The sequence below is a fragment of the Clostridium saudiense genome (assembly GCF_000577815.1).
GTDB classification, from domain to species: domain Bacteria; phylum Bacillota; class Clostridia; order Clostridiales; family Clostridiaceae; genus Clostridium; species Clostridium saudiense.
Window position 1 is genome coordinate 107,563 of sequence record NZ_CBYM010000004.1, and the last position, 25,772, is coordinate 133,334.

Below are 25,772 nucleotides of genomic sequence, written 5' to 3' on the forward strand. Positions count from 1 at the left end.
ATTATTAAGAAAAATGAAATATAATATTTTATAGGGAAATAGATAAAGTTAATTAAATACTTAAAAGGAAGTTGAGGTTAGTAGTATGACAATTGCAGAGGTTAGTAAAAAATACGATATTTCAGCAGATACATTAAGATATTATGAGAGAGTAGGAATGATTCCACCAGTAACTCGTACAGCAAGTGGTATTAGAGATTATCAAGATAGTGATTTAGGATGGGTTGGCCTTGCTAAATGTATGAGAAGTGCAGGGCTTCCAGTTGAAGCAATGATTGAATATGTAAGATTATATCAAGAGGGAGATTCAACAATACCAGCAAGATTGCAGTTATTATTAGAACAAAGACAATCACTTTTAGAACAAAAAAAGAAAATAGATGAAACTTTAGATAGACTTAATTATAAAATTTCAATATATGAAGATGCAGTAAAAACAGGAAAGCTTTCATGGTAAAAGTAAAATGTATTGTAAATTAATTACTGGTTAAAACATAAATATTAGAGTATAGTTTAACTTATACAAAAATCTGGAGGAAATCAAATGATAAATAAAATTGGAAAAATAACAATATACGTAAATAATCAAGAAGAAGCTAAAGAGTTTTGGACTAAGAAAATGAATTTTGTTGTAAAACTTGAACAACCAATGGGGCCAAATATGAAATGGTTAGAAGTTGGACCAAGTGAAGATTCATTTACTACTTTTGTAATATATGAAAAGAACTTAATGTTAGTTCAAAATCCACAAGCAAATGTAGGTCATCCAAATATAATTTTAAGTACTGATGATATTGAATCTACTTATAATGAAATGAAAACAAATGAAGTAGAAGTTGGGGAAATTATGAAAATGCCATATGGAAGTATGTTTAAATTTAAAGATATGGATGGAAATGATTATTTAGTTAGAGAAGATAAGTAAATAATATTAATTTTAATATAAAAGGTTTAAATTAATATGAAATAAAAGTATATGTAAAAAGCATCATAAACTAAATATGATGCTTTTTATATATAAAAACGTTAATATTAATATGGCGAAGTTTTTAAATCCAATTTACATTAGCTTCTTTTCTAGGAACAGTTCTCTTATATCTAACATCTGGATATCCAATAACTAAGCAAGAAACTATTGTATTACCATCCTTAATTCCAAGTAAATCTAAAATTTCTTTATTGTCTTTAGATGCAATTAATAAAAATCCACTAAAGAAAGTACCAAGTCCTAAAGCATCTGTCATAAGCTCCATATTAGAAGAAGCTAATCCACCATTAATAGGATTTGGAGTAGTAACAAATATTACTGATGGTGCATTAAAAAATATTCTATCATTTTTTAAAGGATCTTCTTTGAATTGATTATAACTATGAATCCACATATTTGCATATCTTTTTAAATGCTCAGTTTCAGGAGTTAAGTTAGCTAATATATATTCTCCTTTTTTCTTTAAGCTTTCATAAGCTAATTCTCTAAGTTCATGTAATTTATCTGTAACTACAGTATAAGAAACATCTTGGCTATTAGTAGAGGTTTGAGTGAACCTTCCAGCTTCAATAATTTGTTTTAGTTTTTCCTTTTCTACTGGAATATTTTTAAATCGTCTAACACTTCTTCTAAATTTAATAAAGTTTAAAAGATTTTCAGCTTCTACAGTGAAAGTTTCTTTATTATAAGGTTTTACTTCAGACATATTATAATCATCAGTTGAAACAGCATCTACAGGACAGACTGCAACACAGTGAGCACATTTTATACAACCTTCATTATTTATATCAGCTTTACCATCTTTTAATGAAATAACACGTGTAGGACAATCTTGAATACATTGTCTACAAGCGATACATTTTTCTCTATCTACTTTAAACATATAAACACACTCCTCTTTTATATTTTTATAGTTAGTATTTTTTGACTTTTATATTCATAAAATTTATAATTAATCCATTAGTTAATAAAAAGTAATGAATCAATATTGATATTATAGCACTATTTATTAGAGTAGGTCTAATTCAATATATTCATAAATGTATAACTAAAAGTTATAGATTTGTTTTGAAGTTAAGGATATATATATAAATTAAAATAAAGTTTTAGATTAATTTACACAATATGTAGTAGTTATATTAATGGAATTAAGAGTATTATAAATTTAAGTTATATTCCTTTAACAAATTAGATAAAAATCAGTAGGAGATATAAAAATGAATTTACAACAATTACAATATTTTAAAGTGATTTCACAAACAAAGAATTTTACTACAGCATCAAATATATTATCAATAACTCAGCCTGCTTTAAGTAAAGCAATTTCAAAATTAGAAGAAGAATTAGATGTACAACTATTTGAAAGAGAAGGTCGTAATATAAAAATAACTAAATATGGAGAAGTATTTTTAAAATATGCAGAATCAGCATTAAATGATATTGAAAAAGGCATAGAGAAAATACATGATATGAAAACAAATAATGGTAATATTATTTCAATAGCATCAACTTATTGTATAGGAGCGACATTTATTCCATTTTTAATAAGTAATTTTATAAATTCACATATTCAAACAAGATTTAATTTTAATAATCAAAGTACAGAAGAAATTTTTAAAGATTTAAAGTATGAAAGAGTAGATTTGGGGTTTTTTGATAGTATTGAAAAGATTGATAAGTATTCAGAAATAGAAACAATATTAGTTAAGAAAGAGGAGTATGTTTTAATAGTACCTAAAAATCATCATTTAGCAAATAGGGAGGAAGTTGAGCTGAAAGAGTTAAAAGATGAGTATTTTATAGCTTATAATGATAGGAATAATGAGAAAAAAATATCTTATTCAGAACTTATAGGATATACACCTAAAATAGCAGTTGAGCCAACAGAAGCAACTATGCTTGCAAGTTTAGTTGCTGCAGGAGCAGGAATTGCAATAATTTTAAATACACCAATGATAAATACTAATAAGCTATCTATTATAAAAATAAAGGATTATATTGGACGTAAGAATATTTATATGGGATGGAATAGAAATTCATATTACTCGAAAACTATAGAAGAGTTTAAAAAGTATGTAATTAAAGATTTGAAATAAAAGGTATTACATTAGTAAATATAAAGAAGAAAGAGAAAAAATATAATGAATATAATTGTTAGAAAATATGAAGAAAAATACTTAGAGGAAATGATTAAAATATGGAATGAAGTAGTTGAAACAGGAATAGCATTTCCTCAGATGGAGACTTTATCATTGAATTCAGCAAAGAATTTTTTTGATGAATAAACATATACGGCAATTGCAATTGATGAAGAAAAGTCAGAAGTGTTAGGATTATATATTTTACATCCTAATAATGTAGGAAGATGTGGTCATATATGTAATTCAAGTTATGCTGTAAAAAAAAGACTGTAGGGGCCTACATATTGGTGAAAAACTTGTAATTGATTCTTTAGAACAAGGAAAAAAATATGGCTTTAGAATAATTCGATTTAATGCGGTAGTGGCAAGTAATATACATGCAAGAAATTTATATGAACGTTTAGGATTTAAACAATTGGGGGTTATACCGGAGGGATTCTTAATGGAGGATGGACATTATGAAGATATTTGTCCATATTATAGAGAATTATAAAAAGGAGATGTTATGGATAAAAGGTATCAATACTAAATAATATAAAGTATTTATATAAATAATAAAGAAAAAATAGTAACTGTGAAACTTTAAGTTTTACAGTTATTTTTATAAATAGGTAAGGGTAAATTTAGTTGGTATAAATTTGAATTAAGTAATATTTTTACAAAATATTAATGTATAATTATTTATAAGAATATCTATATCATTTATTAAGTGAATTATATTATGGGGGTATATATTATGAATTACAAATTAACTAGGAATTTGTGGATAATTTCTGGGGTGCTTTTTTTTATAACTTGTATAATAAATATTTTTAGTAAAAGGACATTTGCTTTGATTTTATTAGACATAGTTGTAGTTATTTTATCTTTTATAAATGCTTATATTCAACATAAAAAAATATATCAAAACAAAGATAAGGAGTAAAAAGGGAGGGGTTATTTTGAAATCATTAAAAGTTATTAGTGCAATAGAATTAGTATTAATGGTGTGTAGTACAATAATTAATATTTTAGGATATGCTGATAGAATATCAATGTCTTATGTTAGAATTTTATTTCTTATTGTAATTTTATGTGGGATGATTATAAATTTCCTAATAGTAAGAGAGCAAAGAAAGAACTTAAAAAAATCTAATCCTGAAAATAAAAGTGTATTATTATTACTAGTTGTACTTATAATAGGGACAAGTTGGATAGTATCATATGGATTTGCAATATTCTCGAAATAGGTATTAATAAAAATTTAAATGCTAGCAATGTAGTATAGTGATATTTAGTTTTTCCTTTTGAATGTATCTATAAATTTATACTAAAGTACCATTTTAGTTAGAATGTTTAATGTTATATGAAAATAATGTATAATGTAAAAAACAATTTTTTATAATAGGTTAACTTATATTAATTAAATGATACAAAAGTACCTCTAGAAGGGATAGATTAATATTTAAATCAATCTATTGTGAGTTAAAATAAAAGGAGAGCAGTTATGGAAATTAGGTTAGAGCAATTAGTAGTAAGATTAGAGCAAAAAGATGATTATAGAGAAGTAGAAAATCTAACAAGAGAAGCATTTTGGGATGTATATCGACCAGGATGTAGTGAACATTTAGTATTGCATAAATTGAGAAATGCAAAATCATTTATTAGTGATTTAGATTATGTTTTTGTAGTAGATAAGAAAATTATAGCTAATATTGTTTATACAAAGATGTTTAATGAGAAGGGTGAAATGCTTAATGATGTAATTGCCTTTGGACCAATTAGTGTACATCCTGAATATCAAAAAAGAGGTATAGGGAAGAAGATAATTGAAATATCAATAAATAGGGCAAAAGAACTAGGGTATAAGGCAGTTCTTATTACTGGAAATGATAAGTTTTATAATCCATTAGGATTTGAAGGGGCATATAAGTATGGAGTTACTTTGCCAGGAATGTCTGTAGAGGATAAGGCAGAATTTTTTATGGCAATGGAATTAGAAAAAGGTTATTTATCAAAGCATAGTGGAGTTTATAATTTTGATTCTTTATTTAATGTTACTGATGAGGAGTTAGAGAAATTCGAATTAGAATTTCCAAAGAAAGAAAAAAGGGAGCCAAGAGATACTGATTTATAAAAACGGATGGTTATAAATAAGCAATAGAGGTTTTAAAAGAGGGGTAATACATGAAAAATATAGGATATTATAATGGGGAATATGGATTAATAGAAGAAGTAAAAATACCAATGCTTGATAGAGGAATTTATTTTGGAGATGGGATTTATGAAGCTACATTTTCGATAGGTAATAAAATATTTGCATTAGATGATCATTTGGACAGATTATATAGCAGTGTATCATTATTAGATATTAATTTACCTTTTACTAGAACAGAAATAATTAATATATTGGAAGAATTAAATAGTAAGGTTGATTCAAAAGTAAAGTTTATATATTGGCAAGTAACAAGGGGGACAGCACCTAGAAAGCATATATATAATAAAGAAATAAAGGGCAATCTTTATATAACAATAACTCCATTTGGTGAAGTTAAGGATTATGAAAAAAAGCTTAAGCTTATTACTGTTGAAGATACTAGATTTTTACATTGTAATATAAAAACATTGAATTTAATTCCAAATGTTATGGCTTCTCAAAAAGCAGATGAAGCTGGATGTGATGAAGCGGTTTTTCATAGAGGAGATATAGTAACTGAAGCATCACATAGTAATGTTCATATAATAAAAGATGGTGTATTTAAAACTCACCCAACTGATAATTATATTTTGCCTGGTATTTCAAGAAAACATATAATTGAAATTTGTAAGAATAATAATATTAAGGTTGATGAAACAGCATTTATAGTAAAGGAAATGATGGAAGCAGATGAGGTATTAGTAACTAGTTCAAGTAAATTAATAGTACCTGCTTGTGAAATCGATGGAATAAAGGTTGGGGGAAAAGCCCCTAATATAGTTAAATTACTTCAAGATGAATATTATAAAAAGGTTGATTTAGAAACAAGTTTGTAAAATTAAAAAAATAATCAGAGCTTAGATAATGTAGAAATATATTTATCTAAGCATTTTTTATTGGAGTTATTTAATTTGAGATTTTTATAATAAGTTTATTTTATAAATAAGGTTGAAATAAAAAAATAATATATATAAGTCAAAATAGTATAGAAAAAAGTAAGAATATTCTATATTTATTATGAAAATATGATGATAGAATTAATACATAGATAAGGTTTAGGTGAACAAATGGTTCTTGTAAACGTTATATAGATAGGGGGAGTTTTATATGAGTAAAGTATTAAAAAGGGTATCAGCTATTTTATTATCAATGGCAATGGTTTCAAGTGTATTTGTAGGGTGTAGCAATGATTCAACTTCAACAAGTTCAGATTCAGTTTCAACAGGTGAAAAGACAAAACTTACATTATGGCATATCCAAACAGGTAAAGCTATAGATATTTTACACGGATCAGCAGAAAGGTTTATGGAAGAAAATCCACAATATGAAGTTGAAGTTGTAGATATGACTAATGATTCGTATAAACAAAAATTATCATTAGCAATGAGTTCAAATCAAACACCAGATGTGTATGTGCAATGGGGAGGAGCTAATTTAGCTACTTATGTTGATGCAGGTCAATGTGCAGATATTACTGAATTTATGGAGAAAGATAATTATAAAGATAAATTTATAGATGCAGGTATACAACAATGTACTTATAATGGAAAAATATATGCTGTTCCTGTTGAAAATGTATCCGTTGCAGGATTCTTCTACAATAAAGAGGTTTTTGAAAAGTATGGTTTAGAAGAACCTAAGACAATTAGTGATTTAGAAGCTATATGTGAAAAGTTAAAATCAGAAGGTGTTGCACCATTTGCGTTAGCTAATTCAACTAAGTGGACCGGATCAATGTACTTTATGTATTTAGCAACACGTTATGGTGGGCTTTCTCCATTTGAAGAAGCAGTTTTAGGAGATGGGTCATTTGAAAATGAAGCATTTGAATATGCAGGAAATAAAATTCAAGAATGGGTTAAAGCTGGATATTTTAATGAAGGTTTTAATGGAATGGATGATGATAGTGGACAAGCAAGACAATTGTTATATAAGGGAGAAGCAGCAATGGATTTAATGGGATCTTGGTTTAGTGGAACAGTAATAGGTGAAAATCCAGATTTTATGGACAAGCTTGGTTTTTTCCCATTCCCAGAGCTAGAAGACTCTACTGAAGATCAAAGTTTATGTATTGGAACCATTGGTGATAACTTATATTCAATTTCTGAAAGTTGTAAAGATAAAGAAGGTGCATTTAAATTAATTCAAAGTTTATTAGATGATGAAGCGTTAAAAGAACGTGAAGAGTATGGAAAAATTATACCTTTAAAAAGTTTTGAGGCTAAAGATGATTTAACTCAAAAAATATTAGATACAGTAAATGAAGCTACAGGTGTTCAATTATGGTATGATCAATCTTTACCTGCAGAAGTTGCTGAGGTACACAAATCCACTTCTCAAGAAATCTTTGGATTGACTATGACTCCAGAAGAAGCAAATAAAGAGTTGCAAAGTGCAATGGAATCATATATAGCGAAGAATAAGTAGTGATAAAGAAAAATTAACTGTTATGGGTAAAGCAGATAGATATGTTTTACCCATAATAATTTGAGGGAGGAAATAAAATGGAAGTCGGTAAAGGAAGTTTAAAAAAGAAAAGAGAAAAATCAATAAGAAATGCTTCAATTATTTTTTTATTACCTGCATTACTTTTTTTAATTGTTTATATAGCATATCCGATATTTTATTCATTCAAGACTAGTTTTTATAGTTGGAATGGAATATCAGCTGGTAAAGTATTTATAGCTCTTGACAATTGGAGAGAATTATTAATGGATTCTACCTTTAGAAAATCGTTTTCAAATAACATAATTATTATGATTTTATCTATCATAATTCAATTGCCTATAGGAATGGCACTTGCTACATTTTTAGATTTTAAAGGAAAAAAAGCAAACATATTTAAGATAATATGGTTTATACCAATGCTAATGTCATCAGTAGCAATTGGATACTTATTCAAATATGCTTTAGATGCAAACTCAGGAATAATTTCAGGGGTTTCAAAATTATTTGGTGGACCTGCTATTGATTTATTAGGAAATCCAAAAACTGCACTTATTACAATATCTGTTGCAATATGCTGGCAATTCATTCCTTTTTATATGGTTTATTTTTTAGCAGCTTATAGTAGTTTACCATCTGATGTATATGAAGCGGCAATAATAGATGGAGCTACAAAGGGACAATATTTTTGGAAAGTTGCACTTCCTATGATGAAGCCATCTATTAAGAGTGCAATTATACTTTCTATGGTTGGATCTTTAAAATATTTTGATTTAATTTATGTAATGACTGGTGGTGGACCAGGTACTTCATCAGAGTTAATGGCCACATATATGTATAAAACTGCATTTTCATCACAAAGGATGGGGTATGGATCAACAATAGCCTGTGGAATGTTTATTTTAATAACAGTAATTTCACTAGTTACAATGAAAATATTAAATAGAAATGGAGATGAGTAATTTATGAGAAAACAGGTTTCAAAGAAAAGTAGACTTATTAGTGTTATCGTTGGAATTCTAGCAGTTATTTGGCTTATAATTACATTTGTTCCATTTATGTTTATGTTGTTTGCTGCACTTAAAGAACAATTTGAGTTAATGATGGGCGGTGTATTTGATTTACCAAAGAAATTTTATTTAGGTAACTTTATAGAAGTATTCCAAGGAAATATTTATAACTATTTTAAGAATAGTATTATTGTACTGGTGGTTTCATTGGTAATTTTATTGGCATTAAGTGCATGTGCAGCATATCCATTGTCAAGATTTAAATTTAAATTAAATAAGCCAATATATGGTATAATAGTAGCGTGTATGTCAGTTCCTATTCATGTAACATTATTACCAATATTTATGATGGCAATAAAAACAGGTATGTACGATAAAATATGGGCATTAATTGGGCCATATGTAGCATTTAATTTGCCGATATCTGTATTTATATTAGTAACATTTATGAGTAACATACCTAAAGAACTAGAAGAGGCGGCTGAAATAGATGGATGTAATAAATATCGAATATTTTATAATGTAATGTTGCCATTATCTAAACCTGGTTTAGTGACATTAGCTATATATAATGGTGTAGCAATATGGAATGAATTTAGTTTTGCACTTGTATTAACACAATCTACTAAAAATAGAACATTACCTTTGGCATTATGGGAATATCAAGGTCAATATACAATGAATGTACCAATGATAATGGCAGTATTGACAATATCAATGTTACCAATGTTAGTAGCATTTGCAATAGGGCAAGATAAGTTAATTAAGGGTATGATGGCAGGAGCAGTAAAAGGATAAGAAAAATATGTCCAAGTATTTTAAAGTATACATTTAATATTAAATGAAAGGTTTATGAATTATGCTTAAGCGGTTAAAAAATATTATTAAAAGAATACATTCAATGAAATTAAATAAAAAAATAATATTAGCGGTAGTTTTAATTAGTTTATCAGTAAATATATGTATGATGATTGTTATTTCTATATTGGCAGGAAAGGAAATCACTAATAAATCTACTGAATTAATTAAAGGTCAATTTGAAATGGTTAACAATTTATTGGTAAATAAATTAGATGATTTTGCAGAAACTTCATTATTGATAGGTTATGATCAAAGGGTAAAGGATTATCTAATGTATGATAATAACTCTGATGTTAATTATTTAAAAATAACAAATGAAGCATATAATTTAGTTAGATATTCATTAGATTCTGATAATTATATTGATTATATCTCATTAGTTAAATTAAATGATTCTCAATTAATTTATGTTGGAGAAACTTGGACAAACAATGATTTTAGAGAAAAAATTTTAGAAAATTATTATAATGCTCAAGAAATGAATTTATATAATTTTAAAATTAGCTTTGATAGAAAAATTTTTAATAAAAATAAAAACGTTATTAATCTTTATACACCGATAAGTAACAAGTACTTTCAAAAAGAATATATCGGTTTTTTAGTAATTGGAATAGGAGTAGATTTATTTAATGATTTTTATACAAGTATAGGAGGTGAAGATGATTATAAACAATATATTATAGATAATAATGGTATTATTATTTCTCATAAAGATAAATCAATGATAGGTAATAGCAGTGATTTATATTCTAAATTAGATGGTGATAAGGGAGAAATAAAAAGAGGTAAAAATATAATTGTATATCAAAAAATACAAGGATGGAATTGGTATATAGTTAATGAAATACCAAAGATATTTTTAATAAGAGATACTTATATAACTTTAATATTTATTATTTTGATAATGGGATTAGTTGGATTTATAGTATTATTAATATTATATAAGTTAAATAATAAGCTTTATGAACCAATAGATGTAGTTGTAAAATCAATGGATGAAGTAGCAAAGGGAAATCTTGAAATAAGAATTGAAAATAAATACGAAGGTACTGATTTTAAGCAAATAACACGTGGATTTAATGTAATGATTGAAGAAATAAATTTGCTTATGGATAGAGTTAAAAATGAAGAAAATCAAATTAAGCAAATTGAATTAAATAGATTACAATCACAAATAAAACCACATTTTTTGTATAATACATTGGAATGTATTCATTGGCAAGCATTAGCGGATGGGAGTAAAAATGCATCAAATATGGTAAAAGCCCTAGCAAGATTTTATAGAGTTTCATTAAGTTCTGGAAAACTTCTAATTTCTATTGACGAAGAGATTAAACTTATAAATAATTATTTAATTATTCAAAATATGAGATATAGCGATATTGTTAAATTAAATGTAAATATCCATAAAGAATATTATGATGTATTAATACCTAAAATGACATTACAGCCACTAGTCGAAAATTCTATTTATCATGGTATTAAAATTAAAAATGGATTGAAAGGTGAAATATATTTAAGTGCCATTGCTGATGAAAATAAAATAATAGTATCTTTAAGTGATACAGGAGTTGGAATGAATCAAGAAGAAATAGATACAATTAATAATTCAATTTCAATTTTTGATGAGAGTAGTGGATATGGGCTTAGAAATGTAAATAAAAGAATCGAAATGGCATTTGGAAGAGAATATGGCTTGTTTTATCGCAAGAATGAAAAGGGACAAACAACTGTTGATATTTCACTGCCAAGGAGAGTGAATAAGAATGTATAAAGCAATTATTGTAGATGATGAAGAGATGATTAGAAAAGGTATAAAAAATGTAATACAATGGGCATCATTAGGGATAGATGAAGTTCACATAGCATCATCGGCAAAAGAAGCTTTTGAAAAAATGCAGAATATCAAGTTTAATATAATGATTACGGATATTTGTATGCCTGAAATGGATGGATTAACTTTAGTTAAAGAAGTAAATGAGATTAATCCAGAATTGAAAATAATAGTATTAACAGGTTTTGATAATTTTGAATATGCGCAAAAATGTTGCAAAATGAATGTAAATGATTTCTTATTAAAGCCAGTTGATGAAGAGGAACTAACTAGTGTCATTAAAAAAATAGTTAAAGATTTAGATAGTGAAAGGGATAAAATTGAAAAACATAGAAAAATTGTTAGAGTTGAAGGAACAGAGCAACAGTTAAAATTAGATCAGTTAATGCAAAATATAATTTATGACATAAATTCAGAAGAAGCTATTAATAGTATAAAAAAAGAATATAAATTGGACAATTACAACAAATTTAAAGTTGTAATATTAAAGCATATTTTAGATGATAATTTGTCATGGAAAAATCATTACAAACTCTTAAATTTATCTGTAAAGAAGGCTTGTATTGAAGTTGTTGATTGTGACAATAAGGGAATAACATTTGAGGATAGGGATAGGAATATAATTATTTTATTGTTTGCAACTAATAATGATAAATTTGAAGAAAATATTAAATTTTTAATTCAGTATTTAAAGGATGAATATAACATAAATCAAAGGGTGATTTGGGGTAGCAGTGTTGATGATATAAGCAAGGCTAATATATCATATAACGATGGAATTATGCTAATTAATAAAGCACAATCTAATGTTAATAATGTAAATAGTTTAGAAAGTGAACAGGAAATAAAAAAATATAATGAAAGCTTATATTATCTAAAGAAATCTATAAGTGAAAATATTAATAAATTAGATAATTTAATAAACATATATGATAGATTTAGTAAACTTATAGAGTCATATAATTTATCTATATATTTAATTAGAAAATCATGTTTTGATATTGCAACAACAGTATATTTTTCTTATATAAATGAATTTGATAATATGAATAATGATAAGATTAATTCTTTAGCTATATCAATTCATGGAACTGATAAAGAAAGTACGATTAAAATTACAAGAGATTTTATAATACAGTTATATGGAATAGATGATAAAGAAAACAAAGATATTATAATTAAGGCAAAAAAGTATATAAAGAATAATTTAGATAAAAGCATATCGGTTTATAGTATTGCAGAAATGCTTTATGTTAATCCAACATACTTTTCAAGATTATTTAAAAACTCAACAGGAGAAGGATGTAATAATTATATAATAAGAAAAAAAATAGAAAAGGCTAAGTATTTATTTAAGACAACGTCAATGAAGACTGGAAAAGTTGCAGAAATAGTAGGGTATAAAGATTCAAATTATTTTTCATTAACATTTAAAAAGCAAACAGGTTTTACACCAAAAGAATTTAGAGAAATGGATGGGGAGAGTTATGAGAAAAAGAATTAGTCATGAGGATGCTTTAAAAAGAGCAAAAAAATTAGTAGAACAAATGACATTGAAAGAAAAGGCAGAGCAATTGACATATAATGCAGCAGCAAATGAAAGGTTAAATATACCTAGATATAACTGGTGGAATGAAGCATTACATGGGGTTGCAAGAGCAGGTACTGCAACTATATTTCCACAAGCAATTGGACTTGCGGCCATATTTGATGATGATTTTTTAGGACAAGTAGCAAAGGCTATTTCAACAGAAGGGCGTGCAAAGTATAATGAATATTCTAAAAGTGATGATAGAGATATTTATAAAGGATTAACTTTTTGGTCACCTAACGTAAATATATTTAGAGATCCAAGGTGGGGAAGAGGTCAAGAAACTTATGGGGAAGACCCATATTTAACTTCAAGATTAGGAGTTTCATTTGTTAAAGGGTTGCAAGGTGATGGAAAGTATCTAAAGCTTGCAGCATGTGCAAAACACTTTGCAGTTCATAGTGGGCCAGAAGGGTTGAGACATGAATTTAATGCAGTGGTAAATGATAAGGATTTATATGAAACATATTTGCCTGCTTTTGAAGCTTGTGTAAAAGAAGCAGATGTAGAATCTGTTATGGGAGCCTATAATAGAACTAATGGAGAACCTTGTTGTGGTAGTAAAGCATTACTAGTAGATATATTAAGAGGAAAATGGAATTTTAAAGGACATGTTGTTTCAGATTGTTGGGCAATTGCAGATTTTCATATGAATCATAGAGTAACAAGTACAGCAACACAATCAGCAGCACTTGCAATAAAAAATGGATGTGATTTAAATTGTGGTAATGTATATTTACAAATGATGCTTGCCTATAAGGAAGGGCTTGTAAGTGAAGAAGATATTACAAGAGCTACAGAAAGATTAATTGCTACAAGAATAAGATTAGGTATGTTTGATGATGATTGTGAGTATGATGAAATACCTTATGAAGATAATGATTGTAAGAAGCATAATAACTTATCATTAGAAGCAGCAAGAAAATCAATAGTTTTATTAAGAAATAATGGAATATTACCTATAGACAAGTCAAAACTTAAATCTATTGCGGTTATAGGACCTAATGCAGATAGTAAAATAATGCTTAGTGGAAATTATTATGGTACAGCATCTAAGTATACAACTATATTAGAAGGTATACATGATGAGGTTGGTGAAGATGTTAGAGTATATTACTCAGAAGGATGTCATATATATAAAGATAGAGTTGAATCATTAGCATTACCTAATGATAGAATATCTGAAGCTGTGTCTATAGCTAAGAGAGCAGATGTTGCTATATTATGTTTAGGGTTAGATTCAACTATTGAAGGTGAGCAAGGAGATACAGGTAATAGTCAAGCTGCTGGTGATAAGGTCAATTTGAATTTACCAGGAAAGCAACAAGAGTTATTAGAGGCTGTAATAGAAACTGGAACACCTATTGTTGTAGTTTTAGGAACAGGAAGTGCATTAACATTAAATGGAGTAGATGAAAAGTGTGATGCAATTTTAAATGCTTGGTATCCAGGTAGTCATGGTGGAAAAGCTGTGGCTGATATTTTATTTGGAAATTGTTCACCAACTGGAAAGTTACCAATTACATTTTATAAAGGGATAGATAAATTACCACCATTTGAAGATTATTCAATGAATAATAGGACTTATAGGTATATGAATGAAGAAAGTTTATATTCTTTTGGATATGGTTTAACTTATTCTAATGTAGAGCTTAGTAATTTAAAGGTTGACAATATAAATGATAATTTAGATGATATTTCAGTAACGGTAGATATAAAGAATATCGGAAATTATGACATTGAAGAAGTTGTACAATGTTATATTAAAGATTTAGAATCAATATATGCTGTTAAGAATCATAGTTTAGCTGCATTTAAACGTGTTTCTTTAAAGATAAATGAAATTAAAACTGTTGAATTAAAGATTGATAAAAAAGCATTTGAAATTGTGGATAATAATGGTAACAGATATATTAATAGTAATAAATTTAAGTTATATGTTGGTATTTCGCAACCAGATAGTAGAAGTATAGAATTATTAAAGATAACTCCTCTTGAATATGAAATAAGTATAAATAACAGCATAGTAAATTAAGATGGTTCTTAGCTATGAAAATTACTATGTAGAAGTATATAGTTAAAGCGGTTGCATAATTTATGCAGCTGCTTTTTTAATATGTAAGAGTGTTAAATGATTAAGCTCCATATAGAGTAAATATATATATAACATAAGAACACTTGTTCTTTGAGTTTGGTTGCTCTATAATATATCTATAGATTATTAATAAAGCTGGTGATTAAAATGGATATTAATGAAAAGCTAAGAATTTTAAGTGGTGCTGCTAAATATGACGTGTCTTGTTCATCTTCAGGCTCTAATAGAAGTTCAAAAAAGGGTGCAATAGGTTCAGTTTCATCAAGTGGGATTTGTCATAGTTTTACTCCAGATGGACGTTGCATATCTTTACTTAAAATATTATTAAGTAATTGTTGCATATATGATTGTGCTTATTGTATAAACAGAAAATCTAATGATGTGGAAAGAGCTTCTTTTACAGCTGAGGAAATAATAAATTTAACTATGAATTTTTATAGACGCAATTACATAGAAGGATTATTTTTAAGTTCGGCAATAATTAATAGTCCTAACTTTACTATGGAGTTACTTACTACAGTAGTTGAAAAACTTAGGGTAGAATATAATTTTAGAGGATATATTCACTTAAAGGCAATTCCAGGTGCTGATGAGGAACTTATTAAAAAAGCAGGTTCATATGTTGATAGAATGAGTGTAAATATTGAATTACCATCATCAAATTCATTAAAGCTTTTAGCTCCAGAAAAGAAAAAAGAAGAAATATTTAAGCCAATGAGTTTAATAAAAAATAACATAATCTCTAATAAAGATGAACGTAAAAGGTATAAATCATCACCAATATTTGTACCAGGAGGACAAAGTACACAGCTTATTGTTGGTGCAACAAAGGAAAATGACTTAAATATATTAAATTTAACAGAAAATCTTTATAATAAATTTGATTTAAAAAGAGTTTATTATTCAGCTTATGTACCAGTTAATAATGGTGGAAACTTACCAGAAATTAAAAATCCACCAACACTTAGAGAACATAGATTGTATCAAGGGGATTGGCTTTTAAGGGTATATGGATTCAAGGCCAATGAATTATTAGATGAAAAGAATCCTAATTTTGATATTAATTTTGATCCTAAAACTACATGGGCTTTAAATAATATAGATAAATTTCCAGTGGAAGTGAATATAGCATCATATGAAATGTTAATTAGAGTACCAGGAATAGGAATAAGGGGAGCAAGAAAAATTATTAGTGCTAGAAGAATAAATTCTTTAGATTTTATAGACTTAAAAAAACTAGGAATAGTAATAAAAAGAGCACAATATTTTGTTACTTGCAAAGGAAAGTATTTTGGAGCTGTTGCTTTTGATGATGTTAAGATACGAAGTGCATTAAAACCTAAATTTGATTTAAATATTATTGATGAAGATGTTGAGCAAATATCATTTTTTAATAAGGATATAGGAAATATTATTTTAGAGGATAATGGCAGCTATTCTACTGAAAAGAAAGTTTTATTATTAAATGATAAAGATACGTCAATAAGTGGGGAGTTATAAGAGGTGATAATATATTGAATTCATATTTATATGATGGAAGCTTTGAAGGTTTTTTAACATCTATTTTTTATGCTTATAGCTGCAAGGATAGTTGCATTATTGTAAAATCAAAAGAATATATTCCAAATTTAATAGATGAAGTAATAGATATAAATACAGAAATTGATAAGTTTGAGAGAGTTTATAAAAGTATGTCTGAAAAGCTTAATAATAATGTTTTAAGAAATATATATTACTTATACCTTAGTGATATACAAGGATCAGAAAATCTTGCATTAGATTATTTAAGATTATGTTACAAGTATGGAATAGATATTAACTTAGCTAAAAATAATGAAACAATAATTTTAGTAGATAAATATTGCAAAAGAGTAAGTGGAGAAGCACATAGTTTTACTGGTTTTGTAAGATTTAAGGAAATAGGTCCTTTAAGTTATTATTCAGTTATTGAGCCAGATCATAATATATTACCTATAATATTAAGGCATTTTACTAACAGGTTTTCTGATCAAAATTTTATAATACATGATTTAAAAAGAGAAAAGGCAATAGTTTATAACACAAAAGAAGCAATTATTACAGACTTAACTAAAGAACAGGGAGAAAAGTTAAGTAATAAAATTGATGATAGTGATTTTGAAAATTTATGGAGGACTTTTTATAATTCTGTAAATATTGAAGAACGTAAAAATCATAAATGTAGAAATCAGCATATGCCAAGAAGGTATTGGAAGCATTTAACGGAGTTACAGTAAATAGTAACTCCTTTTTAGTATATAAAAAATTAAATGTTTACATAAAGATGTTGACTTTGTTTAAAGTTAAAAAGATAATTAAATTGTAAATAATGGTAGAGGGGATAGAGAAATGAATCATGTAGCAAATAATAAAAAATATGAAGAGGTAAAGTAGCATTGGGGGAAAGTTAAATAAAATTTTTGGACATTAAAGGTCCAGAAAAATGGGAAAAGGTGAGAATTAATGGATGGGTCTATAAAAAAGAAGTTAGAGAAAAGAAATGAGAGAATAATTAATGCAGTTATAAAGAAGGCAAATAGTATTTGTCCAGAATCCATTGCATTAATAGGGGTTTATGGTTCATTTTATACTGGAGATATACATGACAAGTCAGATTTAGATTTATGTATTGTCATAAATGATGATGAAGGATGGAAACTTTCTTCATGTTTTATTTTAGATGATGTTGCTTTTGATATTTATTGTACACCATGGGATGTACTTGAAGATATGGCTGAATATAAAAACCCTTATATTACAAAGCTTTTAGATTTAAATGTTTTATATATTAAAGAGAAAAAGTTCTTAATAAGATATGATGAGTTAAAGTTAAAGGCTATAAAAAGATTAAAAGAAAAATTTTCTATAAAGGATAATGAAAATGCTGAAAAGCTTCTTGAAGAAGGAATTAAGGAATATGCTAATATAATGCTTAGTAGTGAGTATGGAGAATGTAGATATAAGGTAGCAGGAATGCTTTATAATATTGAACAAGCTATTTATATATATAATAAAAAATATATAAATACAGGTGTAAAGAGAATTCCTGAAGAAATATCAAAAATGGAAAATTTACCAGAAGGGTTTATTGAATTATATAAGAAGCTTATTGAATCAGAAAATATTGAAGAAATGAAGAATATATCAACAAGATTAATGAAATCTATGAAAGATTTTTCAAGTGTTATGAGAGCTAAGGTTACTACTAAAAAAACAATAACAGAAAATGATATTAAGGGATCTTATGAAGAAATTTACTCTAATTGGAAAAATAAGATGTATCATGCTGCTGATATAAATGATACTTATTTATCTTTGAACACTGCTGCAAGTTGTCAGGAATTTTATGATGATATGTATAATGAATATAATATTAAAAAGGTTGATATTATGAAAAAGTTAAAAGATAATAATTTAAAGGAAGCAGCAAAATGTTTTGATGAAGCTATGGAAGAATATAAAGAAAATTATAATAGGTTAAATATCGATGTTGTAAAATATAATGATTTAGATGAGTTTGAAGAAAATTATTTACAGTCTTAATAAAATGGATTATATATTTGATATGGATAAATAGATTAGCCCTAGACGTGAACTACTAATTAGTTTAGTTTGCTTCTGGGGCTAATTTATATAATATCAAAAGGATTTTTACTCAACATTGCCTAAAAGCTCTAACTCTAACTCAGCTAATTTTAAATTTGCATCAATAACAGAGTAGCCATTATTTATAAAATAAATTATTAAGCCATCACGAGCATTTTTAGAATATAGCTTATTAAATCCTGCAAGGGTAAGGCATCTGTTAGATTCATCAATAGATAACTTGCAAGCAAGGCAGAGTTTTAATACATTATCTCTACTTGGGTTTTTTGTTCCATTTAGTATTTGATAGCCATAATTTCTATGAATATCAGCATTAGCAATAAGTTCACTCTTTTTTATTTTTTTAGAAATTCTTAAACTATCTAAATACTTAGAAAATGTTAATTTAGGAATTGGTGAAAGTGTATTTTTAATAAAATTATCAAGCTCACTTTCAGAATTAATATTATTAATTATATTATCAAGTTCAGTAGTATTATTATCTAACATTATTATTCTCCATTATTATTTTTATACTCAAAATTGAGTAATTCATATAATAATGATAAAATAAAACTTGCTAAAAATCAAATAACTAAGGGGTAGAGGAGTATGGAAAATGTTAGCTTTGATGAAATAGAATCAAAGTACAGTGAGCTTACAGAACTTAATAATTCAGCAAAAAGTAATGTATATTTAGTTAGAAGTGAAGTAGATGGAAGAATCTATATAAAAAAGGAGTTAAAAAATTATAATATTGACGTATATAAACAAATAATGAATATAGAAAATTTCTACATGGCTAGAGTATATGAAGTATTTAAATGTGAAGATTCATTAATAGTAATTGAAGAGTTTATTAATGGACAAACATTACAAGCTATATTAGACAATGAAGGACCATTAGAAGAAACAAAAGCAATAAAATATATGATTAATTTATGCTCGATTTTAGATGTTTTACATAATTTAAATCCAGCAGTTATACATAGAGATATAAAGCCTTCTAATATAATAATAGATAATAATGGAATATTAAAGCTTATAGATTTTGATGTTTCAAGAGTATATAAAGAAGAAAGAAATATGGATACGCATATATTAGGAACTAAGGGGTATGCGCCACCAGAGCAGTTTGGTTTTGAACAAACAGATTGTAGAAGTGATATTTATTCAGTTGGGGTAATGCTGAATGTATTAACTACAGGAAAGCATATAAAAGAAGAGCTAAATGAGGGAAAATTAAAAGGAATAATTAAAAAGTGTACAAACATTTCACCAGATAATAGGTATTCTAATGTAAAAGAATTAAAAAAAGCTTTAGAAAATGTTTTATACTATAAAGGACAAGAAGAGTATAAAGAAACAGTTATTAAATCTGAAAACTCTGAGCCAGAATTTATAAAAGATAAGTATAAACAAGAAGAAGAGGAAAGAGTATCAATTTCTTTAAATGAAAATAAATATACAAATGAAAAAACTAAAAAGGGAGTTCCAAAAATAAAAGAAAAGGAAGCTTCAAATAATGAAAATTTATTTTCAAATAAGGAGAAAGTATACAATAATTTTAAGAAATCAAATGAAAAAGAGAAATTGAACTTAAATAAATTTGGTGGAAAGAAGAAAGTTAATTTAAATAAAGCAGATGAAAAAGAAAAGCTTAATTTAAATAAAATAGATAAAGAAGAAAATTTAAATTCAAATTTAAATAAGGGAAAAAAACATAAAAAAATTAATATAATATCTGAAATAAAAGATTTACCAGGATGTGGGGCTAGGAATCCTTTTATGATATTGGGAGCAAGTTTATGGTACTTATTTTTAGCTTTTGGATTCTTTTGCAATTGGGGAAGTGGTGATATTACATTAATTTTAGAAGATATATTTGTTGTAGCTTTATTATTATCATTTACTTTATTTAATGGAAATTATAAAAATATAAAAAGTAAATTACCTTTGACTAGAAGTAATGTGAAAAATAGAGTGATAGCAGGTGTTATTATATATAATATTGTTATTTTTATGATATATGGAATTATCACAGAATTAATTTAAAAAAATATTAAAATGTATGCTGACAGCATAACAAAGGCCTTCAAAAAGTAATTAAAATAATATTATCAAGTGAAGTTAATATTATTATTTATTTTTTGGAGGTTATTTTTATGGAGAAAAAAGTTAAAAAACCAATATGGAAAAAATGGTGGGTATGGATACTTGCTGTTATTATAGTCGGTGCAATCACATCAGGAGGAGAAAGTGATAAGACTACTGATTCTAGCAATAATAGTAATCAAGGTATTGTAGTTCAAGAAGAAAGCGCTGATACAGCACAAGAAGTAAGCATAGATACTGCAAATGAAGAAAGTAATACAACTAAGGAAGAAAAGAAGAATACTAAAATTAAAGCTGGAACTTATAAAATAGGTGTAGATTTACCAGCAGGAGAATATATATTTTTTGCAAAAGGAATGGGATATATAGAAGTTGCTTCAGATTCAACAGGAGCATTAGATAGTATTATTTCAAATGATAATGTATCAGGTCATACTTATATAACAGTTTATGATGGGGAATATCTAAAACTTAGAAGTGGTGAAGCTTATGCAGTTGCAGATGCGCCATCAGTAGTACCAAGTGATGGAATATATAAAGATGGAAAGTATATTGTAGGGAAAGATATACCAGCTGGAGAGTATAAGGTAACTGTTAATTCAAATATTGGTATGGGATATATTGAAGTGTCTAGTGATAGTAGAGGAGTTCTTGATTCAATTATAACTAATGATAATTTAATGGAAGATTCTTATATAACAGTACAAGATGGACAATATCTAAAATTATCTGGAGCTGAAATTAATATAAATTAGTTTGGAAGTAGAGGAAAAATTGATGAGTTATGATGGAGAGAAAGAAAATATTGCAGAAATTTTAGAAAAAGTTTTTGATAAATTTGAGAAAGAATTAAATGAAATGAGTCCAGAGGAAAAAGGTTCAGAGTTTGAATATGGGAAGTATATGGTTATATCTGATAAGGGACAGGAGACTGAAGAAGTCTATGGAATTTTTGATTATGAAATTGATGCATTAAGAAGATATAACGAAGTTAAAACTAAGAAGAGAAAGAAAAGTGTGTGTATTATTAAAGCTGATATAGAATTTATTTATTTAGAAGGAGTTAGATTTATTTTTGCTTATAAAGAGGTTTAAATAGATTGGCGAATTTAAATATAAATATAGATATGCAGATAAATATAAACAGATAGAAATATAATATGAAAAATATTTATAATCCCCATAGATAAACAATAAGTTTATCTATGGGGATTAGTTATGGAATTTAAAATTAGAAAATAAATTAGAAGTATGTAAATAAGTTTGTTTAAATTGTATAAAGTCAGCTGATTTTTAGTAATAATTAATATTATAAAGTGAAATTTTATAATTTCACTTTATAATATTAAGGTTTGTTAGCAACTAAATATTAATGTTTATAACCACTTCCCGCACCAGTTATAGCTTTAATTTCATGAAGATTAAATTTTCTATCGGAGTTATGGAATAATGCATGAATTCTGTGGCTTTTATGAGTCATTGATTCATTAGAGGTAGTATTATTTGAATTATTTACAGCACTTTTACTATGATCTTTATAGCCATTACCAGCACCAGTTTGTGCTTTTATTTTATGTATATTAGCTTTTCCTTCGATTTTTGTTACTACATCATAGATATTATGACTTTTATGTTGGACTTTTGATACATTATCATTAGATGGAATAGTAGTATATTTATGACCACTTCCAGCACCAGTTTTAGCTTTAATTTCATGTAAGTTTAAATCACTTCCATGCTCATTAAAAACCTCATTTATCTTATGACTTTTATGTGTTGGATTATTGTTATCTATCATTTCTGATGGTGTTGTATTAGTAGAACTAAGTCCATTACCAGCACCAGTTTTAGCCTTTATTTCATGTAAGTTAAGATCTTCATCACTTTTATTTATTACTTCAGATATTTTTTTGCTTTTGTGTGTACACATAATAACCTCCTTAAAATAAAATACTTTTATTAATATTGTTTTGTGTTTAATTCAAATTTTAATACATGAAGTTTATGGATGAATATGAATTAAATATGAAAATAATTAACCAATAAATCACATAATATTTAAGGATAAATTTAATGTAGGAGATTATTTATCGTTATGACTGAAGGTTTTAAAATTGAAAGTTGAAAGTTCTTTAAATAACTCAAAAATCATAGTTTTAATTTCCTTATCTACATGCTTTGCAGAATCCCATATAAGAGGAAGATTTTTTTTCCAATCATGAAAAATTTCAATAAAACTTTCAGATTTAGTACAAGTAAAAATATCAAATAAACCATCAATAAATAATTTTCTCTTTTTATCATCAATATCTTTTAACCATTGATGCAACGTATCACAAGTATATTTAGAACCATGAGAAATCTTTTCTAAATAAACAAAATCAGAGTCCTTTATTTCCCAGGAAAAAGGATCATGTTGTCCTATGCCTCCAATTTTATTACTTTTTATCACATGATAATCTTCATGGTTTTCTAGAAGCATTCCTATAAGCGAAGAATATGGTAATGTTTTACTTATCTTATCTTGTATCTTAATAAAAGCATCACTTTTTATAACTTCTTCTCGGAAACCAGGACCATCATGACTAAAAATTTTTTTAATACGTGGTGATGCTTCAAAATCACAATGCATAGAAGCATAAACAGCAATATTTCCACCTTTAGAATGACCGCCTACATAAAAATCATGAGGAATTAGTTTTGAAATTTTATTTATATAACCAACTCCTTCTAATTGAGAGGGAACTGGAATAGTAAATGCCATGTTAAAGTCTTCTTTCCAACCAACAATGCTATAATCTGTACCACGAAAGGCTATATAAGCTAAATTTTCATTTAAAATAAATGTTGTTGCAGAAAATTGTTTTTCAAAAATTGGATCAGTTTTTGATATATGATAATTAATTTTTATATTTCTAAATCTAGGATTAGAGCAAAGATTAAAAAGCAAGTCCTTAGTTTGCTCTGCATAAGCAATATCCTTAAACATTTTAGGAAAAAACTCAGCTTTTAGTAAATCTTTTAAAAGTATTGAATCACTATTACTATCTATTGTTCCTATTAATTCATCAAGTTTTATGTAACTTAGTTGAGAAAGGATTAATGAATCTACATCATTAAATTCTTTTATATCCATTGTATGTAATTCGGTTTTAGCATAATCTATAATATTTTCCATTTTAAACTCCAATTATAAAAATATAATTATTTAATATTTTTAAAATAAAGATTATTAATTTATAAAAAAGTATTCTTAATATTGTTTTATCTAAATTAATAGGAAAGATACATTAAATTAATTAAGATTTGTAATTTTTATAAAGGAGAAAATTATATTTAGAAACTATATATGAATAAGTAGTTGGATTTTTTATTAAATAATAAAAGGCTTTAATGGTATTATAGCAATATGAAAAGAAAGCTAATAATACATAATCATATATCAATTATTAAAGACGTAAAATAGTTTAAACAATTATTTTATGTCTTTTTTATTATAAAAATTTTTTTATATTTATTTATAAATTAATCAATTGAATTTTGTGGGAGAGAGTTATGTATGATTTAGGAATTAAAAATGGAACAGTTTATTTAAATGGAGGGTTTTTCAATTGTAATATTTATATAAAGAATGGTGTTATTACTAATATTACAAATGAAGATTTAGGGTGTAAAGTAGAAGAAAATGCTTCTGGAAAGCTAGTACTTCCAGGTTTTATTGATCCTCATGTTCATTTTAGTTTAGGGGTAGGAAGTAATATATCTAGTGATGATTTTTATACTGGTTCAATTAAGGGGGTGCTTGGAGGAGTTACAACATATATTGATTTTTTAGATCCTATAAAAAGTGTAGAAGAAATTGAAGAAGCATATAAAAATAGAATGAAATTAGCAGAAAAGAGTATAAGTGATTATGCTTTTCATACAACTATTGCAAATCCTAAAAGTTCTCCAGAAGAAATAATAAAAGCAGGTATTGAAAAGGGGATTACATCTATAAAGTTATTTACAACATATGCTGACACAGATAGAAGAACATATGACAAATACATATATTATTTATTAAAGCTATCAAAAAAGTATAATGTTAGGGTTGTTATTCATGCAGAAAATGATGAGTTAGTAAGTGATGATAAAAAAGTAAAAGTCAAAGATCATGAAGTTTCAAGACCAGTAGTTAGTGAAGTAACAGAAGTTTTAAAGCTTGCAGAAATGGCAAGGGAAACTGGAGGGCTATTATATATTGTTCATGTTAGCTGTGGAACTACTGTAAAGAGATTGAAGGAGTGTTTTTCTAAAGAATTAAAATCAAAACAAATTATTTTAGAAAGTTGTCCACATTATTATTTATTTAATAGTGAGATATATAAGGGTGAAGAGGGATACTTATATCTTATGACACCACCATTAAGGCCTGAAGAGGAAAGAAAATTATTATATGAACAAATAGATTTTATTACAACAATTGGTACAGATCATTGTCCATTTGCAAAGGAATTAAAAAATAAAAAATATACAAGTGAAATTGCCATGGGAATAGGTGGAATACAGTATTCTTTTCAAAATATGTATACAGAGTTTGGAAGAAAAATTATTTCCAAATTTACAGATGGACCAGCAAAAGCATATGGATTGTATCCACAAAAGGGAAGTTTAATGGTTGGCTCATATGCGGATATTGTTATTTATGATGAAAATATAAAAGAAGTTATAAATGACAGTGAAAGTATTTATGATGGGAAAAGTATGAAAGGTAAAATTGAAAAGGTATTTTTAAGAGGAAAGCTAATAGCTGAAAAGGGAAAGGTTTTAGAAAGTAAAGGCTCTTATGTGAATAGAAATGAAATAAGCTTATTTGATAATAATAGTAGGTTATAGAAAAGTGTGAATACTTAATTACAATATTTAAATAA

General features: G+C 26.5%; 23 protein-coding genes and 1 pseudogene. 20 read left to right on the top strand and 4 right to left on the bottom strand.

Annotated features, from left to right (window positions below; all coding sequences use genetic code 11):
* Nucleotides 1-85: 85 nt before the first annotated feature.
* Nucleotides 86-457: a MerR family transcriptional regulator gene (locus TY07_RS03600; protein ID WP_042395462.1), complete on the top strand. Its 372-nt coding sequence runs from the start codon at nt 86-88 to the stop codon at nt 455-457.
* A gap of 87 nt (nt 458-544) precedes the next feature.
* Entirely contained in the window at nt 545-925 is a 381-nt protein-coding gene (locus TY07_RS03605) for a VOC family protein (RefSeq protein WP_042395464.1), read from the top strand.
* Between the two features lie 124 nt (nt 926-1,049).
* Here TY07_RS03605 and TY07_RS03610 read toward each other — a convergent pair whose 3' ends face one another.
* Nucleotides 1,050-1,871, bottom strand: coding sequence for a nitroreductase family protein (locus tag TY07_RS03610; RefSeq protein ID WP_042395466.1), 822 nt, complete (start codon nt 1,869-1,871; stop codon nt 1,050-1,052).
* A 334-nt stretch (nt 1,872-2,205) separates the two neighbouring features.
* Here TY07_RS03610 and TY07_RS03615 point away from each other — a divergent pair, with 334 nt between their 5' ends.
* The 14 genes and pseudogenes from TY07_RS03615 to TY07_RS03685 all read left to right on the top strand — a co-directional run bounded on the left by TY07_RS03615 (nt 2,206) and on the right by TY07_RS03685 (nt 18,702).
* Nucleotides 2,206-3,084 (top strand): LysR family transcriptional regulator, encoded by an 879-nt coding sequence (locus TY07_RS03615; protein WP_042395468.1) that lies wholly within the window; start codon nt 2,206-2,208, stop codon nt 3,082-3,084.
* Nucleotides 3,085-3,129: 45 nt separating this feature from the next.
* Nucleotides 3,130-3,622, top strand: a pseudogene (locus TY07_RS03620) (N-acetyltransferase family protein).
* Between the two features lie 448 nt (nt 3,623-4,070).
* Complete coding sequence (locus TY07_RS03630; protein ID WP_042395476.1) at nt 4,071-4,358, top strand: hypothetical protein; 288 nt, start codon at nt 4,071-4,073, stop codon at nt 4,356-4,358.
* A 257-nt stretch (nt 4,359-4,615) separates the two neighbouring features.
* Nucleotides 4,616-5,245, top strand: coding sequence for a GNAT family N-acetyltransferase (locus tag TY07_RS03635; RefSeq protein ID WP_042395478.1), 630 nt, complete (start codon nt 4,616-4,618; stop codon nt 5,243-5,245).
* Between the two features lie 50 nt (nt 5,246-5,295).
* Nucleotides 5,296-6,141, top strand: a complete 846-nt coding sequence (locus TY07_RS03640; RefSeq protein WP_042395482.1) for a D-amino acid aminotransferase — start codon at nt 5,296-5,298, stop codon at nt 6,139-6,141.
* A 271-nt stretch (nt 6,142-6,412) separates the two neighbouring features.
* The gene (locus tag TY07_RS03645; RefSeq protein WP_042395485.1) at nt 6,413-7,732 is read left to right on the top strand and encodes an ABC transporter substrate-binding protein; all 1,320 of its coding nucleotides are present in this window, start codon (nt 6,413-6,415) and stop codon (nt 7,730-7,732) included.
* A gap of 77 nt (nt 7,733-7,809) precedes the next feature.
* A complete protein-coding gene (locus TY07_RS03650; RefSeq protein WP_042395487.1) occupies nt 7,810-8,712 on the top strand; it encodes a carbohydrate ABC transporter permease in 903 nt (300 codons plus the stop codon).
* Between the two features lie 3 nt (nt 8,713-8,715).
* Nucleotides 8,716-9,558, top strand: a complete 843-nt coding sequence (locus tag TY07_RS03655; RefSeq protein WP_042395489.1) for a carbohydrate ABC transporter permease — start codon at nt 8,716-8,718, stop codon at nt 9,556-9,558.
* A gap of 103 nt (nt 9,559-9,661) precedes the next feature.
* Entirely contained in the window at nt 9,662-11,395 is a 1,734-nt protein-coding gene (locus tag TY07_RS03660) for a sensor histidine kinase (protein WP_242833227.1), read from the top strand.
* Nucleotides 11,388-12,959 (top strand): response regulator transcription factor, encoded by a 1,572-nt coding sequence (locus tag TY07_RS03665; protein WP_042395494.1) that lies wholly within the window; start codon nt 11,388-11,390, stop codon nt 12,957-12,959. Before TY07_RS03660 ends, TY07_RS03665 begins: the two co-directional genes overlap by 8 nt.
* Nucleotides 12,943-15,081: a glycoside hydrolase family 3 C-terminal domain-containing protein gene (locus tag TY07_RS03670; protein ID WP_042395497.1), complete on the top strand. Its 2,139-nt coding sequence runs from the start codon at nt 12,943-12,945 to the stop codon at nt 15,079-15,081. Before TY07_RS03665 ends, TY07_RS03670 begins: the two co-directional genes overlap by 17 nt.
* Before the next feature lie 207 nt (nt 15,082-15,288).
* Entirely contained in the window at nt 15,289-16,641 is a 1,353-nt protein-coding gene (locus TY07_RS03675) for a putative DNA modification/repair radical SAM protein (RefSeq protein WP_042395500.1), read from the top strand.
* Nucleotides 16,642-16,655: 14 nt separating this feature from the next.
* Entirely contained in the window at nt 16,656-17,396 is a 741-nt protein-coding gene (locus tag TY07_RS03680; protein WP_042395503.1) for a TIGR03915 family putative DNA repair protein, read from the top strand.
* Nucleotides 17,397-17,622: 226 nt separating this feature from the next.
* Nucleotides 17,623-18,702, top strand: coding sequence for a nucleotidyltransferase domain-containing protein (locus TY07_RS03685; protein WP_042395504.1), 1,080 nt, complete (start codon nt 17,623-17,625; stop codon nt 18,700-18,702).
* Between the two features lie 108 nt (nt 18,703-18,810).
* Here the strand turns inward: TY07_RS03685 and TY07_RS03690 are convergent, their stop codons facing one another.
* Nucleotides 18,811-19,254, bottom strand: coding sequence for a helix-turn-helix domain-containing protein (locus tag TY07_RS03690; protein ID WP_042395507.1), 444 nt, complete (start codon nt 19,252-19,254; stop codon nt 18,811-18,813).
* Between the two features lie 102 nt (nt 19,255-19,356).
* Between TY07_RS03690 and TY07_RS17170 the strand changes: the two genes are divergently transcribed.
* From TY07_RS17170 to TY07_RS17175, 3 genes are all read left to right on the top strand, one after another.
* On the top strand, nt 19,357-20,799 hold the full coding sequence (locus TY07_RS17170) for a serine/threonine-protein kinase (protein ID WP_052330603.1): 1,443 nt from the start codon (nt 19,357-19,359) through the stop codon (nt 20,797-20,799).
* A 110-nt stretch (nt 20,800-20,909) separates the two neighbouring features.
* Nucleotides 20,910-21,614, top strand: coding sequence for an Rv1352/Rv1906c domain-containing protein (locus tag TY07_RS03705; protein WP_052330604.1), 705 nt, complete (start codon nt 20,910-20,912; stop codon nt 21,612-21,614).
* 22 nt (nt 21,615-21,636) lie between these two features.
* Nucleotides 21,637-21,954 carry a hypothetical protein gene (locus tag TY07_RS17175; RefSeq protein ID WP_052330605.1) on the top strand — a complete coding sequence of 106 codons (318 nt, stop codon included), beginning with the start codon at nt 21,637-21,639 and terminating at the stop codon, nt 21,952-21,954.
* A gap of 274 nt (nt 21,955-22,228) precedes the next feature.
* Here TY07_RS17175 and TY07_RS03710 read toward each other — a convergent pair whose 3' ends face one another.
* Both TY07_RS03710 and TY07_RS03715 read right to left on the bottom strand, forming a co-directional pair.
* Complete coding sequence (locus TY07_RS03710; RefSeq protein ID WP_042395510.1) at nt 22,229-22,789, bottom strand: hypothetical protein; 561 nt, start codon at nt 22,787-22,789, stop codon at nt 22,229-22,231.
* A gap of 153 nt (nt 22,790-22,942) precedes the next feature.
* The gene (locus TY07_RS03715; RefSeq protein WP_042395512.1) at nt 22,943-24,037 is read right to left on the bottom strand and encodes an Mbeg1-like protein; all 1,095 of its coding nucleotides are present in this window, start codon (nt 24,035-24,037) and stop codon (nt 22,943-22,945) included.
* Nucleotides 24,038-24,414: 377 nt separating this feature from the next.
* Here TY07_RS03715 and TY07_RS03720 point away from each other — a divergent pair, with 377 nt between their 5' ends.
* The gene (locus TY07_RS03720; protein WP_042395515.1) at nt 24,415-25,737 is read left to right on the top strand and encodes an amidohydrolase family protein; all 1,323 of its coding nucleotides are present in this window, start codon (nt 24,415-24,417) and stop codon (nt 25,735-25,737) included.
* Nucleotides 25,738-25,772 lie beyond the last annotated feature (35 nt).

Excerpts from the sequence above, each read along its gene's own strand:
- TY07_RS17175 (WP_052330605.1), top strand. The coding sequence starts at position 21,637 with ATGAGTTATGATGGAGAGAAAGAAAATATTGCAGAAATTTTAGAAAAA.
- TY07_RS03675 (WP_042395500.1), top strand. The coding sequence starts at position 15,289 with ATGGATATTAATGAAAAGCTAAGAATTTTAAGTGGTGCTGCTAAATAT.
- TY07_RS03715 (WP_042395512.1), bottom strand. The coding sequence starts at position 24,037 with ATGGAAAATATTATAGATTATGCTAAAACCGAATTACATACAATGGAT.
- TY07_RS03600 (WP_042395462.1), top strand. The coding sequence starts at position 86 with ATGACAATTGCAGAGGTTAGTAAAAAATACGATATTTCAGCAGATACA.
- TY07_RS03685 (WP_042395504.1), top strand. The coding sequence starts at position 17,623 with ATGGATGGGTCTATAAAAAAGAAGTTAGAGAAAAGAAATGAGAGAATA.
- TY07_RS03720 (WP_042395515.1), top strand. The coding sequence starts at position 24,415 with ATGTATGATTTAGGAATTAAAAATGGAACAGTTTATTTAAATGGAGGG.
- TY07_RS03635 (WP_042395478.1), top strand. The coding sequence starts at position 4,616 with ATGGAAATTAGGTTAGAGCAATTAGTAGTAAGATTAGAGCAAAAAGAT.
- TY07_RS03640 (WP_042395482.1), top strand. The coding sequence starts at position 5,296 with ATGAAAAATATAGGATATTATAATGGGGAATATGGATTAATAGAAGAA.
- TY07_RS17170 (WP_052330603.1), top strand. The coding sequence starts at position 19,357 with ATGGAAAATGTTAGCTTTGATGAAATAGAATCAAAGTACAGTGAGCTT.
- TY07_RS03605 (WP_042395464.1), top strand. The coding sequence starts at position 545 with ATGATAAATAAAATTGGAAAAATAACAATATACGTAAATAATCAAGAA.
- TY07_RS03665 (WP_042395494.1), top strand. The coding sequence starts at position 11,388 with ATGTATAAAGCAATTATTGTAGATGATGAAGAGATGATTAGAAAAGGT.
- TY07_RS03650 (WP_042395487.1), top strand. The coding sequence starts at position 7,810 with ATGGAAGTCGGTAAAGGAAGTTTAAAAAAGAAAAGAGAAAAATCAATA.
- TY07_RS03645 (WP_042395485.1), top strand. The coding sequence starts at position 6,413 with ATGAGTAAAGTATTAAAAAGGGTATCAGCTATTTTATTATCAATGGCA.
- TY07_RS03615 (WP_042395468.1), top strand. The coding sequence starts at position 2,206 with ATGAATTTACAACAATTACAATATTTTAAAGTGATTTCACAAACAAAG.
- TY07_RS03690 (WP_042395507.1), bottom strand. The coding sequence starts at position 19,254 with ATGTTAGATAATAATACTACTGAACTTGATAATATAATTAATAATATT.
- TY07_RS03705 (WP_052330604.1), top strand. The coding sequence starts at position 20,910 with ATGGAGAAAAAAGTTAAAAAACCAATATGGAAAAAATGGTGGGTATGG.
- TY07_RS03655 (WP_042395489.1), top strand. The coding sequence starts at position 8,716 with ATGAGAAAACAGGTTTCAAAGAAAAGTAGACTTATTAGTGTTATCGTT.
- TY07_RS03610 (WP_042395466.1), bottom strand. The coding sequence starts at position 1,871 with ATGTTTAAAGTAGATAGAGAAAAATGTATCGCTTGTAGACAATGTATT.
- TY07_RS03670 (WP_042395497.1), top strand. The coding sequence starts at position 12,943 with ATGAGAAAAAGAATTAGTCATGAGGATGCTTTAAAAAGAGCAAAAAAA.
- TY07_RS03710 (WP_042395510.1), bottom strand. The coding sequence starts at position 22,789 with ATGTGTACACACAAAAGCAAAAAAATATCTGAAGTAATAAATAAAAGT.
- TY07_RS03660 (WP_242833227.1), top strand. The coding sequence starts at position 9,662 with ATGAAATTAAATAAAAAAATAATATTAGCGGTAGTTTTAATTAGTTTA.